Here is a 21,707-nt window from a genome sequence, read left to right as displayed (position 1 = left end):
CAATTCACAGCCATGGACAAACTCGAACAGTTTTTGACCCGCGCCGAAGCCGTGCTCGGCCGCCTGGAAGCGATGCTTCCGCCTGCCGCGCCGGAGATCGACTGGTCGGCCGCGGTCGCCTTCCGCTGGCGCAAGCGCCAGGGGCGCGGCTATCTGCAACCGGTGCCGGCCATTTCGGCGATCACGCTCGACGACCTGCAGAACATCGATCGTCAGAAAGGGCTGATCGAGCGGAACACGCGTCAGTTCGTGCACAAGCAGCCGGCCAACAACGTGCTGCTGACGGGCGCGCGCGGCACCGGCAAGTCGTCGCTGATCAAGGCCTGCCTGAACGCGTACGCGAAAGACGGCCTGCGTCTGATCGAAGTCGACAAGGACGATCTGCACGATCTCGGCGACATCGTCGATTTGATCGCGCAACGGCCGGAGCGCTTCGTGGTGTTCTGCGACGATCTGTCGTTCGAGGACGGCGAGTCGGGCTACAAGGCGCTGAAGGTCGCGCTCGACGGCTCGATCGCCGCGCAGTCGGACAACGTGCTGATCTACGCGACGTCGAATCGCCGCCATCTGTTGCCCGAGTACATGAGCGACAACGAGACGTACAAGCACACGTCGGACGGCGAAATTCACCCCGGCGAACTGGTCGAGGAAAAGATCTCGCTGTCCGAGCGTTTCGGGCTGTGGGTCAGCTTCTATCCGTTCAAGCAGGACGACTACCTGTCGATCATCGGCCACTGGCTGCGGCATTTCGGTTGCGACGACGCTGAAGTCGAAGCGGCGCGTGGCGATGCGCTGGTGTGGGCGCTCGAACGCGGCTCGCGTTCGGGTCGCGTGGCGTGGCAGTTCGCGCGCGACTGGTCCGGCCGGAAGACCTCGGCATGAGCGACGCCGCGACGAATGCCGCCGGCCGCAAGGTGACGGAAGTCGCCGTCGGCGTGCTGGTTCAGCCGGACGGCCGCTATCTGCTCGCGCAGCGTCCGGCGGGCAAACCGTACGAGGGCTATTGGGAGTTCCCGGGCGGTAAGCTCGAAGCGGGCGAATCGGTCGAGGCTGCGCTCGCGCGCGAACTGCACGAGGAGTTGGGTATCGACGTGCAGGCCTGCCACCGCTGGCAGACGCTGGAGCATGACTATCCGCATGCTTATGTGCGGCTTTTCTTCTGCAAGGTGACGCAGTGGTCCGGCGATCCGCACGGCCGCGAAGGTCAGGCTTTTGTCTGGCAAACGCTGCCCGCCGATGTCGAGCCGTTGCTGCCGGCGACGATTCCGGTGCTGGAGTGGCTGGCGGCCGAGCGGAAATAATCGCCAGGTTTTCCGCTTGCCGTAAAAAACAAGGGCGCTGTGTTTTCACAGCGCCCTTGCTACATCCAGAGTTCGACTTTGGTGCGGCGGTGCAATGCCCGTCGCCCTTAGTGCGGGTTATGTTCCCCGCCGGGCGTTTCGTCCGATGCGGCTTCCTGGTCGGTGCCGCCGATTTTGTATTTCTCGGCGGCCCATGCGCCGAGATCGATCTGCTTGCAACGCTCCGAGCAGAACGGGCGGAAGCGGCTTTCTGGGGTCCAGCGGACGTCCTTGCCGCAAGTGGGGCATTTGACGGTGGTTGGCATACGGTCGGGAATCAATCGCAAACGGAACAAGAAACGAATATAGGGGCATTTTTCGCCACTTCAAAGCTTTGCAGCTTCGCAGGCGTGCCCCTTTCGTTTCAGATGGGTGTCGGGACTTGCTCGGGCCTTTCCGTTATCGCGCTTTGCGGGAAAGGCCCCGATGATGCTGCACGGGGCCGATCAGAGGCTGCACAGCGTGAGCTGGAACGGTACGTCGACGTCGACGGCGCGCGGACGCAGATCGCCGTCCTGCACTGTGAAACGCACCCACAGCATGTACTTGTTCGCACTGGCTTCCGGAATCACGCGCAATTCGGGCGACACGCGCACCTGCATCAATTGATACGAACGACCCGACAGCATCTGCTGATAGCTGCCTTGCATGGCCATGACCTTCGATGCCTGGCCAGACTCGCGCGCGAGCCGCAACACGATGGTCGCCGCGTCGCGCAACGGCAGCAGCGGCGTGACCCACTTGGCGATGTCCTGACGACGCTGGTCAGGATGAATTTGTTGCCACGCGTAGTAGGACGGCAGGTCGAATTTGCAGGTGCCGCCCGGAATGATTGCCCGGCTGCGGATGCTGGCGAGCCATTCGTTGTCCGCGAGATGCTGGCCGGTTTTGCCTTGCATCTGCGAGAGGCCCGCGAGGGTCTGTTCGATTTCGCCGAGCACCGCCTCCAACGCGTTCTGCTCGATGCCCGGATTGCCGCGGAACGGCGCGAGCGTTTGACGCTGGCGTTCGAGTTCCTTCATCAGATCCGACTTCAGATCCGCACGGCCCGCGACCTCGGAGATTTCGAACAGCGTGGTCAGCGCGACGTGGTGTTCCCTGGCGTCTTCCTGCGTCAGAAAGAACGTGAAGCGCTCGAACAGGTCTTCGAGGCGCAGAAGCGTCCGGATTCGCTCGTTGAAGGGATACTCGTAAAGGATCAAGCGGGCTCGCCTCGGGCGTGGTCGGTGACGGGAATGCAGAACATTCTAATGCCGTGAGACTACCCTAGCAATCTCGCACTTTTCCTGACGGCTTGCGCAACTTTTTTCGCGTGTTTCAGGCCGTTTTCCGCGAGCTTCGGCTTGCTGGGCTATGTGTCAGGGTGATGAGGCAATGGGTCATTCGCCGTGGGGGTCGCAGCGGCGCCTGCATCCGCGGCAAGTGCGAGATACGCGCGATGTTGAGCGTCGACCTGCTTTTGCAGACTGTCGAGCGACGCGCCGTCGTTGTCGATGACTTCGTCCGCCGCGGCGAGGCGCGCTTCGCGCGTGGCCTGACGCGCGATGATGGCCTCGACCTGCTCGCGGCTGAAACCATTGCGCCGCATCACGCGCGCGATCTGCGTCTCGACGCTGCAATCCACGGCCAGCACGCGGTTCACACGGGTTTTCCAGGTGCCCGATTCGACCAGCAGCGGAACCACCACGATCACATACGGGCCGCGCGCTTCGCGTTGTTCACGTTCGGTCTCCGCGCGGATCAACGGATGCGTGATGCCTTCAAGACGCTTGCGCGCGGTTTCGTCGCTGAAGACGAGGGCACGCATTCGCGCACGGTCGAGCGAGCCGTCGGCCGCGACGAACGACGGCCCGAACTCGGCCGCAATCGATGGCATCGCGATACCGTGCGGCGCGGTGATGCGATGCGCGATCAGGTCGGTGTCGACGAGCGGTACGCCATGGGCGGCGAACAGATCGGCCACCGTCGACTTGCCGCTACCGATACCGCCGGTCAGTCCCACGACGAACATGTGTCAGCCTCCCAGCGCAAGATAAAGCGGCGTACCGACGAACAGCGTAATCGCACCGCCCGCCGCGAGAAATGGCCCGAACGGCAACGGCTCCTGAAAACGCATGCGACCGAGCCACGTCGCGGCGAGACCCACGACCGCGCCGCTCACCGCGGCGATCAGCACGATCTGCGGCAGCGCGGCCCAGCCGAACCAGGCGCCGAGCGCGGCCAGCAGTTTGAAGTCGCCATACCCCATGCCTTCCACGCCGCGCACCAGTTTGAACAGCCAGTGAACCACCCACAACACGAGGTAGCCGAAGATCGCGCCCAGCACCGCGTCATGCAGGCTCGCGAACATGCCGTCGAAATTGACGATCAGACCGGCCCACAGTAGCGGCAATGTCATGGAGTCCGGCAGCAGGTGCGTATCGATGTCGATCGCGCTCATGGCCAGCAACGCGGCGCACAGGCCGAAGGCGGCGAGCGCCGTGCCGCTCGGGCCGTACACGGCCAGCGCGCCCGCCGCGCAGACCGCGCTGGCGATCTCGATCAGCGGATAACGCGGGCTCACGCGAGCCTTGCATGCCGAGCAGCGTCCGCGCAGCAGCAGATAGCTCAACACGGGCAGGTTTTCCCACGCGCTGAGCGTGTGGCCGCAATGCGGACAGGCGCTGCGCGGCACCCACAGGTTGTAGCGCGCGGGCAGGGCGTCGTCTTCCGGCGGCGCGCCGGTCGCTTCGCGCACTTCCTCCTGCCAGGCCCGCTCGAGCATGATCGGCACGCGATGCACGACCACGTTGAGGAAGCTGCCGATCACGAGGCCGAACACGATCGCGAAAACGAATTGCACGCTGCCCGGCAGGCTGCCGAACGCAAGGGCGAAGTCGCTGGCGAAGTGCCCGGGCAACAAGTCCGCAAGCCAGCTGGAAGAGGTGTCGGACACGAGTGAGGAAGTAGCCTGCATGGCGAAAAGAGTGGATTCGGCTGCGATGCTACACCACGTTGCCGAGTTGAATAATGGGAAGATACATCGCGATCACGAGCCCGCCGACGAGCGCACCCAGCACGACGATCACGAGCGGTTCGCACAGGCTCGCGAGCGTGGCGATCTTTTCGTCTACCTGACGATCGCTGAGCGACGCCACGTCGATCAGCATGGCATCGAGCGCGCCCGATTCCTCGGCGACCGCGATCGGCTGCACGATCTCGGGCGCGAAGCAACGCGCCGCGCGCATCGCCGCCGCGAGGCGTTCGCCACGGCGTAGCCGGTCGCCGATCTGGCGGGTTGCATGGTCGAAGTACGCGTTGCCGGTGGCGTGCGTCAGCGAGCCGAATGCGTCGGCGAGTGGGGTGCCGGCTGTCAGCAGCGTGCCTAGCGCCCGGCTCCAGCGTGCCGCGCACAAGCTGCCCAGCAGCGGACCGGCGACCGGTATTGTCAGCGCCACGCGCGCGAACCGTATGCGCGCCGCTTCGGAACGTCGCAACAGAAATGTCACAGACCACGCGACGACGAAGAGGGCGATGATGCCGGGGATACTCCAGCGCGCGGCACCCGCCGACAGCGCCAGCACGAACCGGGTCGGCGCGGGCAAGCTGGCGCCGAAACCGTCGAAGATCTGTTTGAACGTCGGCACGACCCAGACGAGCAGTGCGATGGTGATCATCATCGCCAGCAGCAGGATCGCGCCCGGATAGGTCAACGCGGCGCGCACCTTCGCGCGTTGCGCGGCGGCGCGCTCGCGGTCGTCGGCGAGCCGGGCCAGTACGGTGGGCAACGCGCCCGCCGCTTCGCCGACTTCGACGAGCTGGCAGTAGAACGCACTGAACTGTGCCCCGTGCCGCTGGAGTGCGGCGGAAAACCGCTGGCCGCTGGCAATGTCGCGCGCGAGCGCGCCGACGATTCGAGCCATGCCGGGTTGACGCGCATCGTCGGTTTGCGCCAGTAGATCGAGTGCGGACGCGAGCGGCAAACCAGCGCGCAGCAGACTGGCGAGCTGACGCGTGAACTGAGTCACGTCGGCCGTGCGCGCTTTGGGGCGGGGCGCCGGCCCATGCGCTCTGAGTTCGACGATGAACAGGTTGCCGCGCCGGTTGAGCAACGCACGCGCGGCGCTTGCGTCCGCCGCGATCAGCGCGCCGTGTTTGTGCGTGCCTTGCGCATCGACGCCGCGCCATTTGAAGCGCAGGTCCAGCGCAGGCGGACGAAGCGGGACGGCGACGGTACTCACGCGACCTCCGTGGCGGACAGGGCTTCCGCGAGACTCGTCGTGCCGTCGCGCACGCGTGCCAGCGCGGCGTCGCGCAGCGTGGCGACCTGCTCCGTGCGAGCCAGCCGCGCAAGTTCATGCGCGCCCGCGCCTGCCACGATCCGTTCACGCTCGCCTCCGATACAGGCATGACCTGATGCACGCCGATCCGGCCGCGATAGCCGATGCCATGACATTGCGGACAGCCCCGCGCGGTGTACGGCTGCCAGCCGTCGAGCCCGGTGTCGGCGAAACCCGCGGCTCTCAACGCCGCAGCCGAGTGCGGCATGGGCGTTCGGCATGCCGTGCAGAGCCGTCGCACCAATCGTTGCGCCGTCACCATGCGCAGCGCTGCCGCGAGGTTATACGGCTCCACGCCGATGTCGGCGAGCCGTGCGATCGCCGCCGGAGCGTCGTTCGTATGCAGCGTCGACAACACCAGGTGGCCGGTTTGTGCGGCTTTCACGGCGACGTCCGCAGTCTCCTCGTCGCGGATCTCGCCGACCATGATCACGTCCGGGTCTTGCCGCAGGAATGCGCGCAGCGCCACGGCGAACGTCAATCCCGCTTTCTCGCGCACGCTGACCTGGTTGATGCCGGCCAGCTGGATTTCCGCCGGGTCTTCCACCGAGCACAGATTGCGCGCCGTATCGTTGAGCAATTGCAGGAAGCAATACAGCGAGAGCGTTTTGCCGCTGCCGGTCGGACCCGTGACGAGCACCAGACCGTGCGGCGAGCGGATCGCGGCATCGACGGCATCGCGCTGCCGTGGATCGAGCCCGAGCGCGTCGAGCGAGAGATCGGCGGGTAACGCATCGAGCCGGCGCAGCACGAGTTTTTCGCCGAACAGCGTGGGCAACGAGTTGACGCGATAGTCCTCCGTGCGTCCCGGCGACGTGGCGATGCGCAGACGGCCGTCCTGCGGCACGCGCCGTTCGGCGATGTCCATGCGCGCCAGAACCTTCACCCGCGTAATGAACGCGTCACGCAGATGCGCGGGCGGCTGCGGCGTTTCATGCAGCACGCCGTCGATGCGCAAGCGCACGCGCCAGCTGTGTTCCGACGGTTCGATATGCAGGTCCGACGCATTGCGGCGCGTCGCTTCCTGCAAGGTTTCAGTGAGCAGCCGGACGGCCGGCGTTGCGTCGGCGTCGGTGGAACCCGCCGCGGAATTGCGTGCGAAGTGAGGCGTGTTCGAGCCGGGTGAAGCGTGACGAGTGGATGCCTGCATGAGATGCCGGTGATGAACCGCCTGTGAAACGTGACGGCTCGATCATCGGCTTTCAGGCGTCTGAGTGCCACTCGGCCATTCGGCTAATGGTGCGCGCGGCGAAACCCTGCGATGCTGTGTGTGCGGGCTTCAGTGACGCGTGGGTCTGACGGCCTTCGTGCTGCCGCGCACGGGCGGCTTGAAGAGTTTGACGGTGCGGATCGCTTGATCGTCGCTGCGCATCACTTCGAGCTTCACGTCGCCGATCTGCACGCAGACGTCGCCATCCGGAATGTCTTCGAGAATTTCGAGGATCAGGCCGTTGAGCGTCTTGGGGCCGTCGGTGGGTAGCGTCAGTTGCAGCCAGCGGTTCAGTTCGCGCAACGGCATGCTGCCCGCCACGATGCACTCGCCGCTGTCGTTCCAGCCACCGCGCGTGCTCGCGCTACGCGGGATGGAGGTGGTGAATTCGCCGATCAGTTCCTCGATGATGTCTTCCGGCGTGACGAGGCCCTGCAGTTCGCCGTACTCGTTGACCACCAGCGCGGTACGGTGGCGGCTTTCCTGGAAGTACTGCAATTGCTGGAACACTGGCGTGCCGGAGGGCACGAAGTACGGCTCGGCCAGCAGCTCGCGCAGGGTCTCGCGTTCGAGTTCCTGGTTGTGCAGCGCAGCCAGGGTCTTGCGTACGTGCAGCACGCCGAGCACCCGGTCGATATCGCCCTGGTAGACGATCAGCTTGTTGTGATAGCAGGTTTCGAGTTGATGCAGGATCTGTTCGAATGGCGCGTCGAAGTCCAGCGCTTCGATACGGCGGCGCGGAATCATCACGTCGTCGACGGAAATGTTTTCGAGGTCGAACAGGTTGAGCAGGATGCTGCGGTGCTTGGTGGGCATGAAGCTGCCCGACTCGAGCACGATGGTGCGCAGCTCCTCGGTGGACAGGCGCTGATCGTGCGCGCCCTTGGTATTGATATGGAGGACGCGGAGGATCGAATTGGCGAACAGATTGACGAACCAGACGAGCGGTTTCGCGACGCGCATCATCGGCGCGATCAGCAGGCTCGCGGGCAGCGCGATCTTTTCCGGGAAGGTCGCGCCGACGATCTTCGGCGTGATTTCGGCGAACACGATGATCAGGAACGCGACGATGCCGGTCGCGATGGAGAGCACGAGGTTGTTGTGGCCGAAGGTGTGCAGCGCGATCGAGGTGGTGAGCACCGGGATGATCGTATTGAACAGGTTGTTGCCGATCAGCACCACGCTCAGTAACTGGTCGGTACGGGCGAGCAGGGTTTGGGTGGTTTTCGCGCCGAGCGTGTTCTGATTGGCGAGATGTTTCAGACGATGACGGTTGATCGCCATCATCGCCGTTTCGGAAATCGAAAAGAAACTGGAGCAGATGAGCAGCAGGCAGACGGCGCCGATCTGCGCCCAGAGCGGAAGTTGTTCCACGCTTCTTCAATTGAGAGGGACAGGATGGGGAGAATATAGCAGAGGGGGCGCGCGAGCCTTGCGGGGAAGGCGCGATAGCGCGCGGCGCCGTCAATTTGGGCTGTCGGGTTGCCTGAGTGCCCGAACGAGGGCGCCGAGGGTATGCATGAGTTTCGGTGTGAGGCCGGCTTCGGCGGCTGCCTCTGCCGAAGGGGCGATGCCGGCGCCTTCGAGGAAAGCCTGGACGAGCGCTGCGGGCGGCGGTGGTGGAGGTAGCGGCGGAGACGACGCTGGCGGCGCGTTGCCCGTTTTATTCAGCGTACCTGGCTGATGCGCAACCCGTCGCGGAGATTTTCCGCTGTAGTCCGGCACGGTAACGGCGACACGTACCACGGGCGCCATGGTGTCGTGCAGCCGGGCGAACGGGTTGGCGTAGTCGGCCGTGTGCGCGTTGGCGTTCGCCGTCGACATTGCCGCGGAACTTGCCGCGGCGATTTCGGCAGCAACTGTGCTTGCGCTCGTTTCCGAAGAAACGGGCGACGGATGCGCGGCGATCGGCAAATGCAGATGACCGTCGAATTCCGGCACGTCGTCGCGGATCGCGTGACCGGAAGCGTTGGCGATGGGTGGAGATTCGAATCCAGTTCCTGGCGTCGAGCCGAGATCGTCGAACAGATCCGTGGCGCTTGGGTCGTGCCATGCGGTGTCGTTCCAGCGACTACCCGGCCAGTCGGACGCCGGTGCGCCGAACAGCGCGAGCGGGTCCAAGGGCGTGTCGAGCAGATCGTGCAATGGCGTGAACTGCGCGTGGTCGAGCGGGCGATCATTTGATGCGTCGCGCGTTGGCGTTGCGTCGTAGCGCAGTGGATTGAACGTATCGGTAGCATGGGCGGCTGAAGGCTGGGCGTTTCGCGCGAAGCCCTCGTGCTGATCCCACGCTGGTTCCGCGCTGGCGGCTTCGGCTCGCAACACGTAGGCGCCGATATTGACGATGTCGCCGGCGCGCAATGCTGTCCGCTCGCGCGGCGCGACGAGCTTGCCGTTGACCGCGATCGCCGCGTGCTCGCTGGTATTGGCGAGCAGCCATGCGTTGCCGTCGACGGTGAGTCGCGCGTGGTGACGTGCGATCGTCGCGTCGTCGTCATCGTCGGCCAGAACGAGGTGGTTGTCGGCGGCGCGGCCGATCGATCCGCCGGCCGCATCGAAGAGCGCGCCCGGTTGGTTCGGCAGGGCCTCGCCGTGACCGGCGACGATGGTCAGGCGGATCGGTTGAAAGCGGGAAAGGGGCATAGGGGGAATCCTGCTGGATGGCGTCACGATGGGCACGAAAAGGCGTCCATCTGCGGCAACCTGAACGGGTTGTAGCTGCTGCTGGCGGTGACGCGCAGCGACAGCTTGCGTCCGTTGAAATCGAAGCTGGCGACGAAGCTTTCCGGCGTCGCGCCCGGCGTCACGCGAGCCTTGTCGAGCAGGCGGTACAGCGCCCACGGTCCTTGAGTCTGCAAGCCGCCTTGCGCGCTGTTTTGCATGGTGTTCTGCACGCCGCCGACGAGACCGCCTTGCAGACCTTGCAGGCCTTGTTGACCTTGCACACCGTTGCCGCCGTTCGCCGTGCCGATCTGCAAGCTAACCTGTCCGGTTCCGCCCGGATTGGGCCACTGCATCGTCACGGGAATCTGCGGACCGTGCGCATAGCGCAGCGTCTGGCCGTCGACGTCCAGCGTGTACTGCGCGATGGCCGGATCGAGTTCGAGCGGCACGAACTCGATCCGCAGCGTGGGCGTCGTCGTATTAGCCGGAAAGAATGCGGTGCGGATGATGTCGGCATTCTGAAATGCGCTCGCGAGGCGCGCGTCGCCGGATGCGGCGCCGCTCGCATCGCGTCTGAAGCGCCAGCGGGCGCCGCTGGCGTCGATCTGCGACGTAAGACGTTTCTGGAAGAAGTCGTCCATCAGCCCGCCTGGGGCGAACAGCTTCGAGAAATCGTCGAGGGCGACGTCGTGAGTCGAGTTGCGCACGAAAGGATAGCGGCCGGTGATCATGTGACGGCAAAGCCGGCCGATGCCACCCTGTGCGTCCTGCGCGAGATTCGCACGCAGTGCGCCGCCGACCTGCGCTGAAGCGTTGCGCGACAACGTACCGAACATGTTGCGCAGGGGCGTCGGCAGGCGTCCGGCGTCGGCTTGCAGTTTGTCGAACACATCGGTGGATGGCGGTGGATTGCCGCCGTCGAGCGCGGCGCTCGCGGAGGTTAGATAGCCGTACAGCGTATCGAGCGCGTGAAGGTTAGCGTCGAAGGGGCTTGTGCCGGATGCACCGTCCGGGGAGGTTACGAGCCGTCGCAGTGAGGCGAAGTGCTCATCGACGACGGCTTCGGGGTGAGCGTCCAGCGTGTCGAACGCAGCTTGCGGTGCGTCGAATCCGCCGGGCGCGCCGGGCGCCACGGACTCAGCCGGCACACCCGGCACACCGCGAGCACCGGACGCACCCCGCGCGGCTTCGCCGCCAAACATCGCCGCCAGCGAACGGCGTAACGCCCCGCTGTGCTGCTGCCGCATCCCATCGGCGGCAGCGCGCCCGTCGGCGGTGTCCGCGCGCGACAAATGCGTCTCCCGCGCGGCGGCGAGCAGAAACTGTCTGAGCGGCGAATCCGGCGCCGACAGCGTGCGGGCGATGCGCGTACTCTGTGCGATCGACGTGCTGTCCACCAGCGACAGGTCGTTGAGATACGCATCCCAAACGTCGATGTAGTCGGAGAAATACGCGCGCCTGACTTCGAGCGCGAGACGCGCGGTATCGACGGCCGTTGTGGCATCGATACCCAGCACCCACGGTTCCTCGGAACGCAATTGCGCGGTGGCGCCGGCGACGCGCTTGTCGAACATGTCCCAGTAGCCGCGGTACGTGTACAGACTCGGAATGCCGTCGCTAAGCGGCTTGCCGCTCGTCCGCCGGAACACCAGCGCGGCTTGCGGGCCGCCCGCGCTGACCACGCTGATCGGCGCGCCGCGTTCGCTGCGCAGCAGTTCACGGCGCATCTGCCGATAGATGCGCTGGGCAAGCGACGCATGCGCGAGCCGTTCGCGCACCTGACTCACCAGCGCCGCATTCAGCGCGAACGGCGAGGCAAGCGGACGTGCGTCGAACAGCGCGCTGAGGTGCGCATCGAGACGAGCGCGTTGCACCTCGGGCGTGTCGGCGGGCAACGACCTTTGCGCGTCGAGCATCAGCCATGCGACGAGAAAACCGCCGTCGTAATGCGCGGCGTCGTGGAGCATCAGGTAAGCCTTGAGCGCGTCGTACGCATATTCGTCGTCGTCGGGCGGGGCTGTTCTCAGCAGCGGTTCGAGACGGGCGGCCGCCTGCGGCAGCAGTTTTTCGTCGAGCGCGCGACGGTAAAGGGTTTCGCTTGCAGCGGCGATGTTCGCGCCGGGATACAGACCGAGTCCGTAGCCCAGTGGCGGCGGCGCGGCCGTGTCGAATCGCGCGCTATACGGCAGAACGCGAAGTGCGTCGAGCATCGGAACCAGCGGCATCAGCGCATCTGGCGGTGACGCTATCGATTGGCGCGAATCTCGATCGAACGCGACGACGTGCGCGCCGACTTCGTCCAGATACGCGCGATTGTTGGCGTAGCTGATTGCCCAGCCGGTCAGCAGCGTCAGTAACAGCGCAGCGCTGGATATCGCGAACGCCGTGTGCGCGAACAGCCGTCGCCGCCACGACACGCGGCTTGCGCCTGCAATACCGGCATCGGCGAAGATCGCGTCGCGCAGAAGCTGCTTGATGAAATAACTCTGGCTCGCGCGGCGTGTGGAACGAGTGGACGCGGCAGACGCAGTGGACGCAGCAGACACGGTCGAGGTCAACGCCGCAATGGAAACCGCGTCACCCAGATCGCGCCCAACCGTCGCCAGCACCCGATCGACCGTCAACCCGTCCTGAACCGCGCTCGTGAAATACACGCCGCGCGCAAAGAGATTGGCCTCCAGACGCGAAGTCTGAAAAAGTGCCGAGCAGAAACCGCCGAGTACATCGCGCAGGCTCGCGAACTGCTGCGGGAACATATAGGCGAGCGCGCGGCTGTCCAGATCCGGATCGGCGATCACAACGTCGCGCAGGCCTTCGTTCAATCGTTTCGCGAGCGCGTCGAATGCACCGTCGAACGCATCGTCGAATGCATTACCGAGCGCAACGGCAACCGCATTGCCCGGCGAGGCCGCATCGCGCTGCGCACCCGCTTCATCAGAAGGAAACGCGGTCCCCCAAACCTGCTCGCGGGCATCACGATTGAGCGCCGAAAAATACTCGCTGAATCCGCCGATACGATCCATTCGCGTAAAACACAGATAAACCGGCACCTGCATGCCGAGCACGTCACGCATCGCTTGCAGCGGCTTGCGCAAACGCGTCGCGTAGGTGGTCAGGGCGGCGGGATCGAGATCGAGCAATTCGTCGATCGCGACCGTCAGCAGCACGCCGTTCAGCGGCTGCCGCGAACGATGTTTGCGCAACAGCGCGAGCAGCTCGCGCCATTCGGCATGAAGCCGCGAGGAGGCATCGGCGGCGGCGAGATAACGGCCGGGCGTGTCGATCAGCACGGCATCGTTGCCGAGCCACCATTCGCATTGCCGGGTCGGTTCGACGCGGCCGGCGGCAGCGCGCGCAACTTGCTCGGCCATCGACCACTCGAGCCCACCGCGACCGATGAGCGTCGTCTTGCCCGATCCCGCGTTGCCGACTACCAGATACCACGGCAGCCGATACGCGTACTGCCCCGTGACGACATCGAGCCATGCAGCGACTCTGCTGCCCGTCGAGCGCGCGCGCCGCAGCAGCGAGCATGCGTCGAAAAAGCGGGCGCGTAGTTCGTCAATTGCGGCAGTTGTGGCGACTGCGGCGGCATCATGATCAGTGCGATCCTGCGCACCAACCGCGGAGTCGTCGTGACCGAGGCCGTCGTACGTCGCGTCGCGCGCGCGACTGCCACGGACCGCCGGCAAGCCACGCGCTCGGCGCCGTCTCCACCACCAGACCAGTCGCAGAAACCCAAGAAAGAGAAGCATCCCGATCACCCACCCGCGCGCTTGCACGCTCTCCAGCGGACGCACCGAACCCAGCGCCAGCAACGGTCCACCCACCCCTATCAGCGCAACGATCAGCGCCATGCACAGCACGACGCCGATGCAGCGCCACCACCCGCGGGACGTCACTCGCCCGATCGCTCGTATCAGAAACGTCATTGCGCGGCCGCCTGTGAAACGCCGGATTGGCCCGGGTTCGACGAAAACACCGCGATCTCCACGCGCCGGTTCTGCGAGCGGCCATCGGCGCTTCGATTGTCGGCAACCGGCTGCGAGTCGCCGCGTCCGGCCACCGCGATGTTTCGCCCGGCATCGAGTCCAGCCGCCAGCAAACCCTGTCTCACCGCGACGGCACGCGCTTGCGAAAGCGCGAGATTCGACGCGAAGCGCCGGTCGCGGATCGGCTGATCGTCCGTATGGCCGGTGATCACGATGTCGCCGTCCAGCCGGCTTAGCACGACGGCGAGATGCGCGAGCACTGGCAGATAGGCCGGATTCACGCCGGCCGAACCGGAGTCGAACAGGCCGTCGCCGCGCATCGCGATGACGCTGCGGTCCGCTTCGTCGCGCAGGATCAGCGTGCCGTCCCGCAATTGCGCGCCGAGCGATTGCCGCAGCAGCGTTGCCGGCGCCGGCGTAATGGCAGCCGCCGGCTTATCGAGTTCAGGAAGACGCAGCGTCTCGATCGCAACCGCGATCCGCCCGGCATGCGCGTTGGTCGCCAGAAGCAACGCGCCGAAACTCGCGCCGCCGCCGAGGCCGCCGATCAACAGCCACGTCCACAACGGCAAGCCGCGCCGCAGTCGACGCAGCGGCGCGCGATCCGCCGCGCGCCACGCGGGCGACAAGGGCTGCGCGTAGCCGCCGCCGTTTTCATGCAACAGCTTGTGCAATCGACGCATTAGCGTGTCGCGTTGCGCGGCGCCGTTTTCGATCACGCGATAGCGTCCCTGAAAACCGAGCATCAGGCAGAAGTACTGCAGTTCGATCAGATCGCGATGCTCGTGCGAATTCGCCGACACGCGCGCCAGCAACTGGAAGAATTTCTCGCCGCCCCACGTTTCCTTGTGAAACGCGACGAGCAGACTTTGGGTCGACCATGCGCCGCCGCCGCCCCATGGGGCGAGCGCGGCGGCTTCGTCGAGCGCGGTGCACAGGCAATAGCGCGCGGCGACGATCGTTTCGACCGGAACGGCGGCCTGTCGCGCGCGCGCCTGAAACGTCCTGAGTTGATCGATCAGAAACGCGCGCACACGCTGCGGCGCGAGATCGACACGGGTGCGGATCGGCACGAGCAGATCGAGCAGCGGATTGGCGGCGGCGAGCAGCGCGTTGCCGCGCTCGCTCGACCCGTGCCGCGTCGAATCCGCTGGGGCCGCTTGGCCCACTGTGCCAGGCGCCTCCGGAAGTCCGGCGCCCGCCACCGAATTCCGCTCATTCGGTGCGCCGCCACGCCGAGCCGCGAATCCGGCTGCATCGGCAGAAAAACCGTTCATGATCGCTTGCCTCCCACATCACCTCCTGCGCACGCGCATTGCGTATCCACCTCGCGCCGGTCAACCACGAATCGCCCAGCACGCCATCGCCAGCCCCGGCAGTTCTCCCGCCACGTGCAAGGCCAGCCCGCTCGATTTGTCGAGCTGCTTCCATAGCTCGGCGCCGCGATCCAGTTCGAAGTAGTGATAGCCCGCGTGATAAGGAATCTGCCGCGGCGCGACCGGCAACATGCGCAACGCGATGCCCGGTAGATGCAGATTGACGAGATCGGCGAGCCGCTCGGCGGGCCCGATCTTGACCTGCGCGGGAAAACGCGTGCGCACGGTCTCGGCGGGCAGATCGGCATGCACCGCGAGCACGAAGCCGGCGCTGTGCAGCAGGTCGGGACTCGGAATCCGCGCGACCCAGACGCGATGCGCGCGCTCCTGCAACTCGATCGCGACGGCGTTCTGCTCCAGCACGGTCGAGAGCGCGCGACGCAGCTCGGTCATCAGCGGCGCGAAGCTGTGTTGCAGATCGTCGTGCCGGTAACGTGGACGCACCGTCGGCCGCCGTTCGGCGGTGGTGTACGTGGCGAGGTCGAACGCAAGCCTCAGCCATTGCTGAAACAACGCCTCGGGATGCACGTTGCCGGTTTCGTGTTCGTGCCACGTGTCGGCCTGCGCGCGATTGACGAGCGCAAGCAGCAGAAAATCCGCGACTTCGGCGACGCCGCCGCGCCCCGGTCGCGACAGCCGCTGCGCCAGCGCATCGCCGCGTTGTTCGAGCAGCCCGTGCAATTCGCGGATGTAGCCGGCCAGCAGCGGATGCTGGCCGGCGCTCAGCATCGGCGGAATGTAGTGCGGGTCGAGCACCAGATGGTTGTCGCTGCGCCGTTCGACGACGCGCAACACACCGAGGGCCTGCCATGCGCCACCCAGCCCGGACGCCAGCACCAGACGCAGCCGAGCGCGGGCGAGCTGCACGCTGGCCGGTCCCAGCGCGACCGCGTTACCGTCCGCGATGTCGCGCGTGTAGGCGCGGTAGCGCGCGAGCGAATCGGCGCGCTCCTCATCGAAGATCGTTTCCTCGCCGCCCGGACGCTTGACCGGGAACGCGAGCAGCACGAGCTGATCGGTTGCGCCGAGGGGAATATCGAGCGGCGCGGGGAGGTCGTCGGGATCGGTGAGCAGAAAGGGTGTGCCGTCCGGAAACACGCCTTGCGCCGCAGTCAGCGCGACCTTGCCGAGCGCGAGCGCGTCGTGATCGATCGCGATGCTGACGAAGCCCCAATACGCACGCTGCGTCGCGCGGCAGCGCAACTGCACGTAGCTCTCCATGTAGCGCTCGAATTGCTGGAAATGCTGCGGGCGCAGGTACATGCCCTCGGACCAGACGACCCGCGCGCGCGCCGCGCCCGAGTCATGCGATGGCAAATCCTGCGTCAAATCCTGTGGTGCGGCGGCGTGCTTCATCGAGCGTCCCGGTTCAAGATTCGGACGACGATTCCGCTGTCGCCGATAGTCGCGTGCACGACGAGCGGTTGTGGCTCGAACGGCCAGAAAGAAAAGAAGCCAGGGTCGTCTCCGGCAGGTACCGCGACAACCGCGCGCCAGACGCTTTGGTTCAACTCGCGATAACCGGCGACGATGCCGAGCGAGCGCGTCTGCGAATTGCCCAGCCGTTCGATCGTCCGTTGCTCGCCGGGCCTCAGGATCATTTGATCCAACGCGACGAGGTCGTCGCCCAAGGTCGCTTTCGCGCGATCCTGCAGCGGCGCGAAGCCGCTGGCCGAAAAAGCGGCGCTCGACTTCAGGTCGTAGAGGCCGACGAGAATCGGCGCGGGCCGTCCGTGGCCGTCGGGGTTCACGGCTGGGCTGACGTCGAGCGAAACCGTGAACGGCGCGGCCGAGGTTTGCTGAGGCGTGGCGCAGCCCATCATCAGCACGGACAACGTCAACAGGATCAGCAGGGCCGCGGACAACGGGACAAGCACGAGCGCCGTCCTGAGCGCGGCCGCCGTGGGCCGCGTGGGCCGCGTGGGTCGCATGGGCGATGGCGAGTGATTCATGCGAGCCTCATCCGGCGAGATTGAGAATATGCGTCTGGCTGGGCGACGTGCCGGTACCGATCGCATTGGTCGCGTTCTGCTGCGTGGGGTCGGTCATCCGCGTGGTGGGCATGCCGTGCAGCAGCACCGTGTTGGCGCCGTTGATATTGCGCGAGCTGGCGCAGACGGTGCCGGAACTGACGCCGCCCATCGTGCCGGGCGCGTCGCCGGTCGTGACCGGAATGAGCGTCGCGAGGTTGTGCGCGGGCGCGCAGGCCACGAGGATGTTGCTCACGTTCGGAATCGCCTGGCTGCGTTGCGCGTTGTTGTCGTAGGCGACCGGCACGCCGACCGGTGGGGTTTTGTTGACGCTGACGGCGTCGTTCGCGCCGGCGGCGCTCGAATTGACCATGACCATGCGCAGTGTCCTAACCGAGGTGGATTTGTTGAGCGTCGAGCTTGGCGAGGCGCTCGGCGGTGAGTAGCGTGTGCTTGCCATGCAGACGCACGCTTTCCGATGCGGCGTAGTCGAGCTGCGCGCAACGGTGATGATCGAGGCTCTCGACGCTGCGGAAACTGGCTTTGGCGATCTGCACGACGCGCTCGAACACGCTCTCCAGCGTCTTGCCGATCACGCGCAGCGAGCCGGCGTAACCTTCGAACTCGGTGCAATGCAGCGACGTTTTCCGCGCGACGAGGGCGGCGTCGTCCGCCTGCAAATGCACGGCGTGCGTCGCGCGGATGCGGACGTCGTTCGACGATTCGATCAGGAGATCGCCGTCGATGTGAATCCGCGCGGCGTGTGGGTGAGGCCGGTCGAGAATCGCGATCACATGAGGCCGTTGCGGTTCCGCATGGCTCACCACGACGCGATCGCCGATCTCGGGCGCGATCAGGCAACTGAACGCGCGCCGGCACGGCAGTCGCGCATCGGCGCAGTCCACCAGCAATAAGCCGTCATGCAGCAACGCGAGCACGGTGCCTGCGGTGTCGGCCGCGGGCGCGGGTGACAGGGAGGACGGTAAGGTTCTCAATTCGGCGACGGTCGAGGTCGATGTCATGGGCGATCAATCCGGGATGGAAGCGGACGAGCGGACGACAGACGCTCGTCGCGGCGTGCGGACCAGGCGCGGGCCGCATCGGCCGCGTCGTCGGGCCTGGCGATGCCGGGCTGGTCATGCCAGGCGCTCGATGCGCGTGTGTCGTCCGCGTGAAAATGCGCACCGTCGAAGCGGGTGCGCTCGAAGCGCGCGTCGTTGAAATCGGCGTGATCCAGCCGCGCCGCCGAAAAATCCGTGCCGTCGAGATGCGCACCCGTGAAGCGCGCAGCGCTCGCCTCGGTACGCTGAAACACGGCGCCGGATAAATCCGCGTGGCTAAAGTCGCCGTGCTCCACGTGAGCCTCGACCCAGATGCTGTTCGGCAAGCGCGCGCCACGCCATCGCGCGTGTTTCGCGTGTGCCGCGTAGAAGTTGGCGAAAGGCGCGTACGCGTCGTCCAGCACCGCATGGCCGAGTTCGGCGCCCTGGAAATTGCAGTACGGCAGTTGCGCGGACGTGAAGTCCGCGCCGCGTAGATCGGTGCGGATGAACTGGCATCGCTCGAAGCGGTGGCCGCGAAACACTTGCGCGGCCATGTTCGACTCGCTGAAGATCGCACGGTCGAAGCGGCTTTGCGTGAATCGCACGTCGCGTAAATCGAGGCGGTAGAAAAGGGTTTGGCTAACCACGGCGTCGGACCAGTCGGCACCTTTCATCGACGTGCGATCGAAGCACGCGCGTTCGAGCTGCGCCGCGTCGAACCGGCAGTCGCTCAGGTCGCATTCGAGAAAGGCGACACGCGCCGCGTGGGCGTTCGTGAATGGCGTGCTGGTTGCCCGCGTACCGGTGAAACGGCAATCGTCGAGCGTGCTGTGTGCAAGGGTCGTCCGAGTCCATTCGCCGTTGACGAAGACGCTCTTCGACAGATCGGCGTGGGACAGGTCGACGCCGTTGAACACACAATCGTTGAACACGCATTCGTTCATCCGCGCGTGCGCGAGCCGCGTACCGTCGAACGTGACGTTCGCGAAAAGGCCGCCCGACAGGTCGCCATGCGTCAGGTCGAGCGGTCCGACGGTTTGATTGTCGATAGCGTCGCCGTCTTGGATCGTCTGCCGAAGCTGGTCGTGCGTCAGGCTCATGGCCGGCTCGCCAACGGGTGGAACACGGCTTGTTCCAGATAGGCGCCGTTGAACTGCGTGCGTTTGCCGTCGGGTGCTTCGTCATCCAGCCGTGCTTGCGCGAGATTGGCGCGGAACAGATTCGCGTGGTTCAGGTTGGCGCCGCGCAGATCGGCACGCCGTAGATAGCTACCGATCAGATCGGCATACGCGAGCGTGGCGCCGCTCAAATCGGTGCGCACCAGATGACCGTTGTCGATGCGCGCGCATTGCAGATCGGCGTCGCGCAGGTCGGCGTCGGAGAAGTCGCACTGGCTGATACGGGCGTGGCTGAAGTTCGCGGCGATGGCCTGGGCATGCCGCAGATTCACTTCACTGAGCGTCGCGTGCGAGAAGTCGGCGTGGTCGAGCACGGTGTTTTTGACGAAGCAGGCCTGGCGCACCGTCGCGCGATCGAAGCGGATGCCGGCCGCCACGGTCTCGATGCAGCCGAAGCCGTGAATATCGGCCTCGAAAAAGCTGACTTGCCCGGCGGTGCATTGCACCCACGCGAGTTTGCGGATTCGCGCGCGACTGAAATCGACCTGCTGAAAGGTCTGTTCGATAAACACCAGATCGCTGAGCGTCGCCTCGCTGAAATCGACGGTGCGCCAACTGCACTGCCGGAACTGTGCGCGTTCTATCGATGCGTGGCGCAGCGTGCAGCGCGTGAAATGGGTTTGATCGAACAGCGCGCCGTCGAGTGTCGCGTCGCTGAAGTCGGTGTCGTGGCACTGCGCGAGCGAGAGATTGGCGCGGCTCAGATTGGCGCCGCGCAGTCTCGTTCGCGTGAGGTCGGCGCGTGCGAGCAGTGCGTCGACCAGCGTGGCGCCGCTGAGGTCGACGTCGCTCAGGTCGGCGTTTTCGAGCAGCGCGCCGTTCAGTTGCGCGCCGCGTAGGGAGAGGCCGCTGAGATCGGCGCCGGTCAGATCGAGGCCCGCCATCGATGCGCCGCCGGCGTGCAGCGCGACGACACGTGCGCGGATCGCTTGAGCCGCCGCCGTGTTCGCGGTGACGCGCGGCGCGGCGTCTTGATGATGCGCGGTTTGCCGGTAGGTTTCGCGGAGTTTGATGTCGGCGTCGCGCGTCATCGCGTTGAATGTGGATGGGTCGAATGGCAGGCCGGGTGTGCCTTCGAGATGCATCGGCGGCGCTTTCATTTCCACTGCCGCGCGGCATGCCGGCGGTCCGCACCGTGGCGGCGCGGGCGGGCAGTGCAACGCGTAGTCGCGTTCGATGCGCTGCCGGATGTTGTCGAGCCGGGCGCGATGGTCGGCGGCTAGCTGTTCCTGCTGCCGCACGAAGTCCGCGAGTCCCTCGAGTTTTGGGGCTTGGGGCGAGGCGGAGGATTTGCCGATTACGTTCGATATCGCGGTTACGCCGCCTGTGGTGCGCGCGGCCGCTGTACGGGTTGCACTCGTTGCGTGAGCAATACCCGCCATGGTCATCGCATCGTGCGCCTTGTCGGATAGCCGGCTAGCGCGCCGCTGCACGTTTCTTTGCCACTTACCCTGCGTTGGATCGTCGCCCGCATCGGCTTCGTTACGTATCGGCGCGACGAGCGACTCCGGCATCAGATCGCCGTCGCGCAAAGCGTGGAGCGCGCCGTAGCGCGGTTCCATCCGTAGATCGAAAACCTGCTGGTAGTGAGCGGGCGACCGCGCCACTGCGACGCGCTCGGCGGCAATCATCAAGCACTCGACATCGCTCGCGTCGAACTCGTCGATTTCAGCGGCGCCGTGAAAAATCATCACGACGCGCTCGCGATGCGGGATGAACCATGCAGTCGTCGGACGCATTGCCAGTTCGTTCAGCGCGCGTGCGCCGCGCCGCTGAACGAACGCGCGCACGCGCAGCGCCGGCAACACGCCGACGATCGTTTCACGTTCGGGATGCAAGCGCGTGATCTCGTAAGTCGCGCCGTCAGGCAACGAATCGTGCGTGGGCAATTGCTGATCGAGCGGCGCGACATTGAAGTAGCGCGGGTCGAGCGTGCGTGGAAAGCCGGGACAATCCTGCTCCTGCCAGATCCGGTCCAGTTCGCCGTACAGCGCGCGGCGTTGCGGGCGGCTCGCTTCGACAGGCGTCAAGGCGGCCGGTGCGATGGTTTGTCCGCGCGTGGTGAGGAGGTCCGCCGGATATTCGATATTGGGCAGCGACCGGTGTGCACGGTTCGGAGCGCCACCTGCGTCGCTGGAGCCGGCGCCTGAGCCAGACCGGCAGTCGAAGCCACGGCCCTGCGGATTGTCCGCAAATCCCTCGCCGCCATAGGCGTGCCGCCAGTCGATCGCCAGGCAATCGAACGGCGTTGCCGGCGTGACCGAATCGCCGCGCCACTCGCGCGCGCCTGATACCCGCAAGCGCTTCTCCACGCCCGCGAAACGAATGCCGACCTCGCATGCGTTCTTCTCATCGCAATACCGGCCGTACGCGTTCGCGGACATCAGAAACTCGGCGTGCGGCTTCGGTAACGCCGCGTCGAGCGCGTAGCCGGCCAGTTCCTCGCCAACCGTATTCCACAGCGCCGACTCGCCGGCGAGCTGCGGCGTTGCGCCGAGCGTCGCCATGACGGGAACCGCGATGCCGAGGTGTTCGCGACCGCGCCAGCGGTAAGTCCGGGTCAGGATGCCGAGCGATGTGGGTTTGATGATTTTCATACGATCGATCCAGAGCGT

17 protein-coding genes and 1 pseudogene are annotated in these 21,707 nt (G+C 65.7%); 2 read left to right on the top strand and 16 right to left on the bottom strand.

Features of this window, described 5'->3' with window-relative positions:
• Positions 1-12 precede the first annotated feature (12 nt).
• Positions 13-882, top strand: coding sequence for an ATP-binding protein (locus tag LFL96_RS17140; protein ID WP_280996399.1), 870 nt, complete (start codon positions 13-15; stop codon positions 880-882).
• The gene (locus LFL96_RS17135) at positions 879-1,301 is read left to right on the top strand and encodes an NUDIX domain-containing protein (RefSeq protein WP_280996398.1); all 423 of its coding nucleotides are present in this window, start codon (positions 879-881) and stop codon (positions 1,299-1,301) included. The genes LFL96_RS17140 and LFL96_RS17135 overlap by 4 nt, the downstream gene beginning before the upstream one ends.
• Before the next feature lie 107 nt (positions 1,302-1,408).
• Here LFL96_RS17135 and yacG read toward each other — a convergent pair whose 3' ends face one another.
• From yacG to LFL96_RS17055, 16 genes and pseudogenes are all read right to left on the bottom strand, one after another.
• Positions 1,409-1,606: a DNA gyrase inhibitor YacG gene (yacG, locus tag LFL96_RS17130; RefSeq protein ID WP_280996397.1), complete on the bottom strand. Its 198-nt coding sequence runs from the start codon at positions 1,604-1,606 to the stop codon at positions 1,409-1,411.
• A 180-nt stretch (positions 1,607-1,786) separates the two neighbouring features.
• Positions 1,787-2,542: a cell division protein ZapD gene (gene zapD, locus LFL96_RS17125; RefSeq protein ID WP_105509539.1), complete on the bottom strand. Its 756-nt coding sequence runs from the start codon at positions 2,540-2,542 to the stop codon at positions 1,787-1,789.
• Positions 2,543-2,691: 149 nt separating this feature from the next.
• The gene (gene coaE, locus LFL96_RS17120; protein WP_280996396.1) at positions 2,692-3,351 is read right to left on the bottom strand and encodes a dephospho-CoA kinase; all 660 of its coding nucleotides are present in this window, start codon (positions 3,349-3,351) and stop codon (positions 2,692-2,694) included.
• 3 nt (positions 3,352-3,354) lie between these two features.
• Positions 3,355-4,296 carry an A24 family peptidase gene (locus LFL96_RS17115; protein WP_280996395.1) on the bottom strand — a complete coding sequence of 314 codons (942 nt, stop codon included), beginning with the start codon at positions 4,294-4,296 and terminating at the stop codon, positions 3,355-3,357.
• A gap of 28 nt (positions 4,297-4,324) precedes the next feature.
• A complete protein-coding gene (locus tag LFL96_RS17110; protein WP_280996394.1) occupies positions 4,325-5,560 on the bottom strand; it encodes a type II secretion system F family protein in 1,236 nt (411 codons plus the stop codon).
• A pseudogene (locus LFL96_RS17105) lies at positions 5,557-6,716 on the bottom strand (ATPase, T2SS/T4P/T4SS family); the annotation flags it as partial. The pseudogene LFL96_RS17105 and the gene LFL96_RS17110, both read right to left, overlap by 4 nt.
• A 222-nt stretch (positions 6,717-6,938) precedes the next feature.
• Entirely contained in the window at positions 6,939-8,243 is a 1,305-nt protein-coding gene (locus LFL96_RS17100; protein ID WP_280996393.1) for an HlyC/CorC family transporter, read from the bottom strand.
• A gap of 90 nt (positions 8,244-8,333) precedes the next feature.
• A complete protein-coding gene (locus LFL96_RS17095; RefSeq protein ID WP_280996392.1) occupies positions 8,334-9,548 on the bottom strand; it encodes an FHA domain-containing protein in 1,215 nt (404 codons plus the stop codon).
• Positions 9,536-13,435, bottom strand: coding sequence for a type VI secretion system membrane subunit TssM (tssM, locus tag LFL96_RS17090; RefSeq protein ID WP_280996391.1), 3,900 nt, complete (start codon positions 13,433-13,435; stop codon positions 9,536-9,538). The genes LFL96_RS17095 and tssM overlap by 13 nt, the downstream gene beginning before the upstream one ends.
• A gap of 26 nt (positions 13,436-13,461) precedes the next feature.
• Complete coding sequence (gene tssL / locus LFL96_RS17085; RefSeq protein ID WP_280996390.1) at positions 13,462-14,694, bottom strand: type VI secretion system protein TssL, long form; 1,233 nt, start codon at positions 14,692-14,694, stop codon at positions 13,462-13,464.
• 168 nt (positions 14,695-14,862) lie between these two features.
• Positions 14,863-16,257, bottom strand: coding sequence for a type VI secretion system baseplate subunit TssK (gene tssK, locus LFL96_RS17080; RefSeq protein WP_280996389.1), 1,395 nt, complete (start codon positions 16,255-16,257; stop codon positions 14,863-14,865).
• Positions 16,254-16,766, bottom strand: a complete 513-nt coding sequence (gene tssJ, locus LFL96_RS17075; RefSeq protein ID WP_280996388.1) for a type VI secretion system lipoprotein TssJ — start codon at positions 16,764-16,766, stop codon at positions 16,254-16,256. Before tssJ ends, tssK begins: the two co-directional genes overlap by 4 nt.
• Before the next feature lie 94 nt (positions 16,767-16,860).
• Positions 16,861-17,250, bottom strand: a complete 390-nt coding sequence (locus LFL96_RS17070; protein WP_280996387.1) for a DUF4150 domain-containing protein — start codon at positions 17,248-17,250, stop codon at positions 16,861-16,863.
• Between the two features lie 10 nt (positions 17,251-17,260).
• A complete protein-coding gene (locus LFL96_RS17065) occupies positions 17,261-17,893 on the bottom strand; it encodes a DUF3540 domain-containing protein (RefSeq protein ID WP_280996386.1) in 633 nt (210 codons plus the stop codon).
• Positions 17,890-19,014, bottom strand: a complete 1,125-nt coding sequence (locus tag LFL96_RS17060) for a pentapeptide repeat-containing protein (protein ID WP_280996385.1) — start codon at positions 19,012-19,014, stop codon at positions 17,890-17,892. Before LFL96_RS17060 ends, LFL96_RS17065 begins: the two co-directional genes overlap by 4 nt.
• Entirely contained in the window at positions 19,011-21,689 is a 2,679-nt protein-coding gene (locus LFL96_RS17055) for a DUF2169 domain-containing protein (protein ID WP_280996384.1), read from the bottom strand. The genes LFL96_RS17060 and LFL96_RS17055 overlap by 4 nt, the downstream gene beginning before the upstream one ends.
• Positions 21,690-21,707 lie beyond the last annotated feature (18 nt).

The organism is Paraburkholderia sp. D15 (assembly GCF_029910215.1).
Classification (GTDB): domain Bacteria; phylum Pseudomonadota; class Gammaproteobacteria; order Burkholderiales; family Burkholderiaceae; genus Paraburkholderia.
This window is presented reverse-complemented; position numbering and strand designations above follow the sequence as displayed.

Bases quoted from the DNA above. Each gene is read 5' to 3' on its own strand.
- tssK (WP_280996389.1), bottom strand. From the start codon at position 16,257: ATGAAGCACGCCGCCGCACCACAGGATTTGACGCAGGATTTGCCATCG.
- LFL96_RS17070 (WP_280996387.1), bottom strand. From the start codon at position 17,250: ATGGTCATGGTCAATTCGAGCGCCGCCGGCGCGAACGACGCCGTCAGC.
- coaE (WP_280996396.1), bottom strand. From the start codon at position 3,351: ATGTTCGTCGTGGGACTGACCGGCGGTATCGGTAGCGGCAAGTCGACG.
- LFL96_RS17135 (WP_280996398.1), top strand. From the start codon at position 879: ATGAGCGACGCCGCGACGAATGCCGCCGGCCGCAAGGTGACGGAAGTC.
- LFL96_RS17140 (WP_280996399.1), top strand. From the start codon at position 13: ATGGACAAACTCGAACAGTTTTTGACCCGCGCCGAAGCCGTGCTCGGC.
- LFL96_RS17055 (WP_280996384.1), bottom strand. From the start codon at position 21,689: ATGAAAATCATCAAACCCACATCGCTCGGCATCCTGACCCGGACTTAC.
- LFL96_RS17060 (WP_280996385.1), bottom strand. From the start codon at position 19,014: ATGAGCCTGACGCACGACCAGCTTCGGCAGACGATCCAAGACGGCGAC.
- yacG (WP_280996397.1), bottom strand. From the start codon at position 1,606: ATGCCAACCACCGTCAAATGCCCCACTTGCGGCAAGGACGTCCGCTGG.
- LFL96_RS17065 (WP_280996386.1), bottom strand. From the start codon at position 17,893: ATGACATCGACCTCGACCGTCGCCGAATTGAGAACCTTACCGTCCTCC.
- LFL96_RS17115 (WP_280996395.1), bottom strand. From the start codon at position 4,296: ATGCAGGCTACTTCCTCACTCGTGTCCGACACCTCTTCCAGCTGGCTT.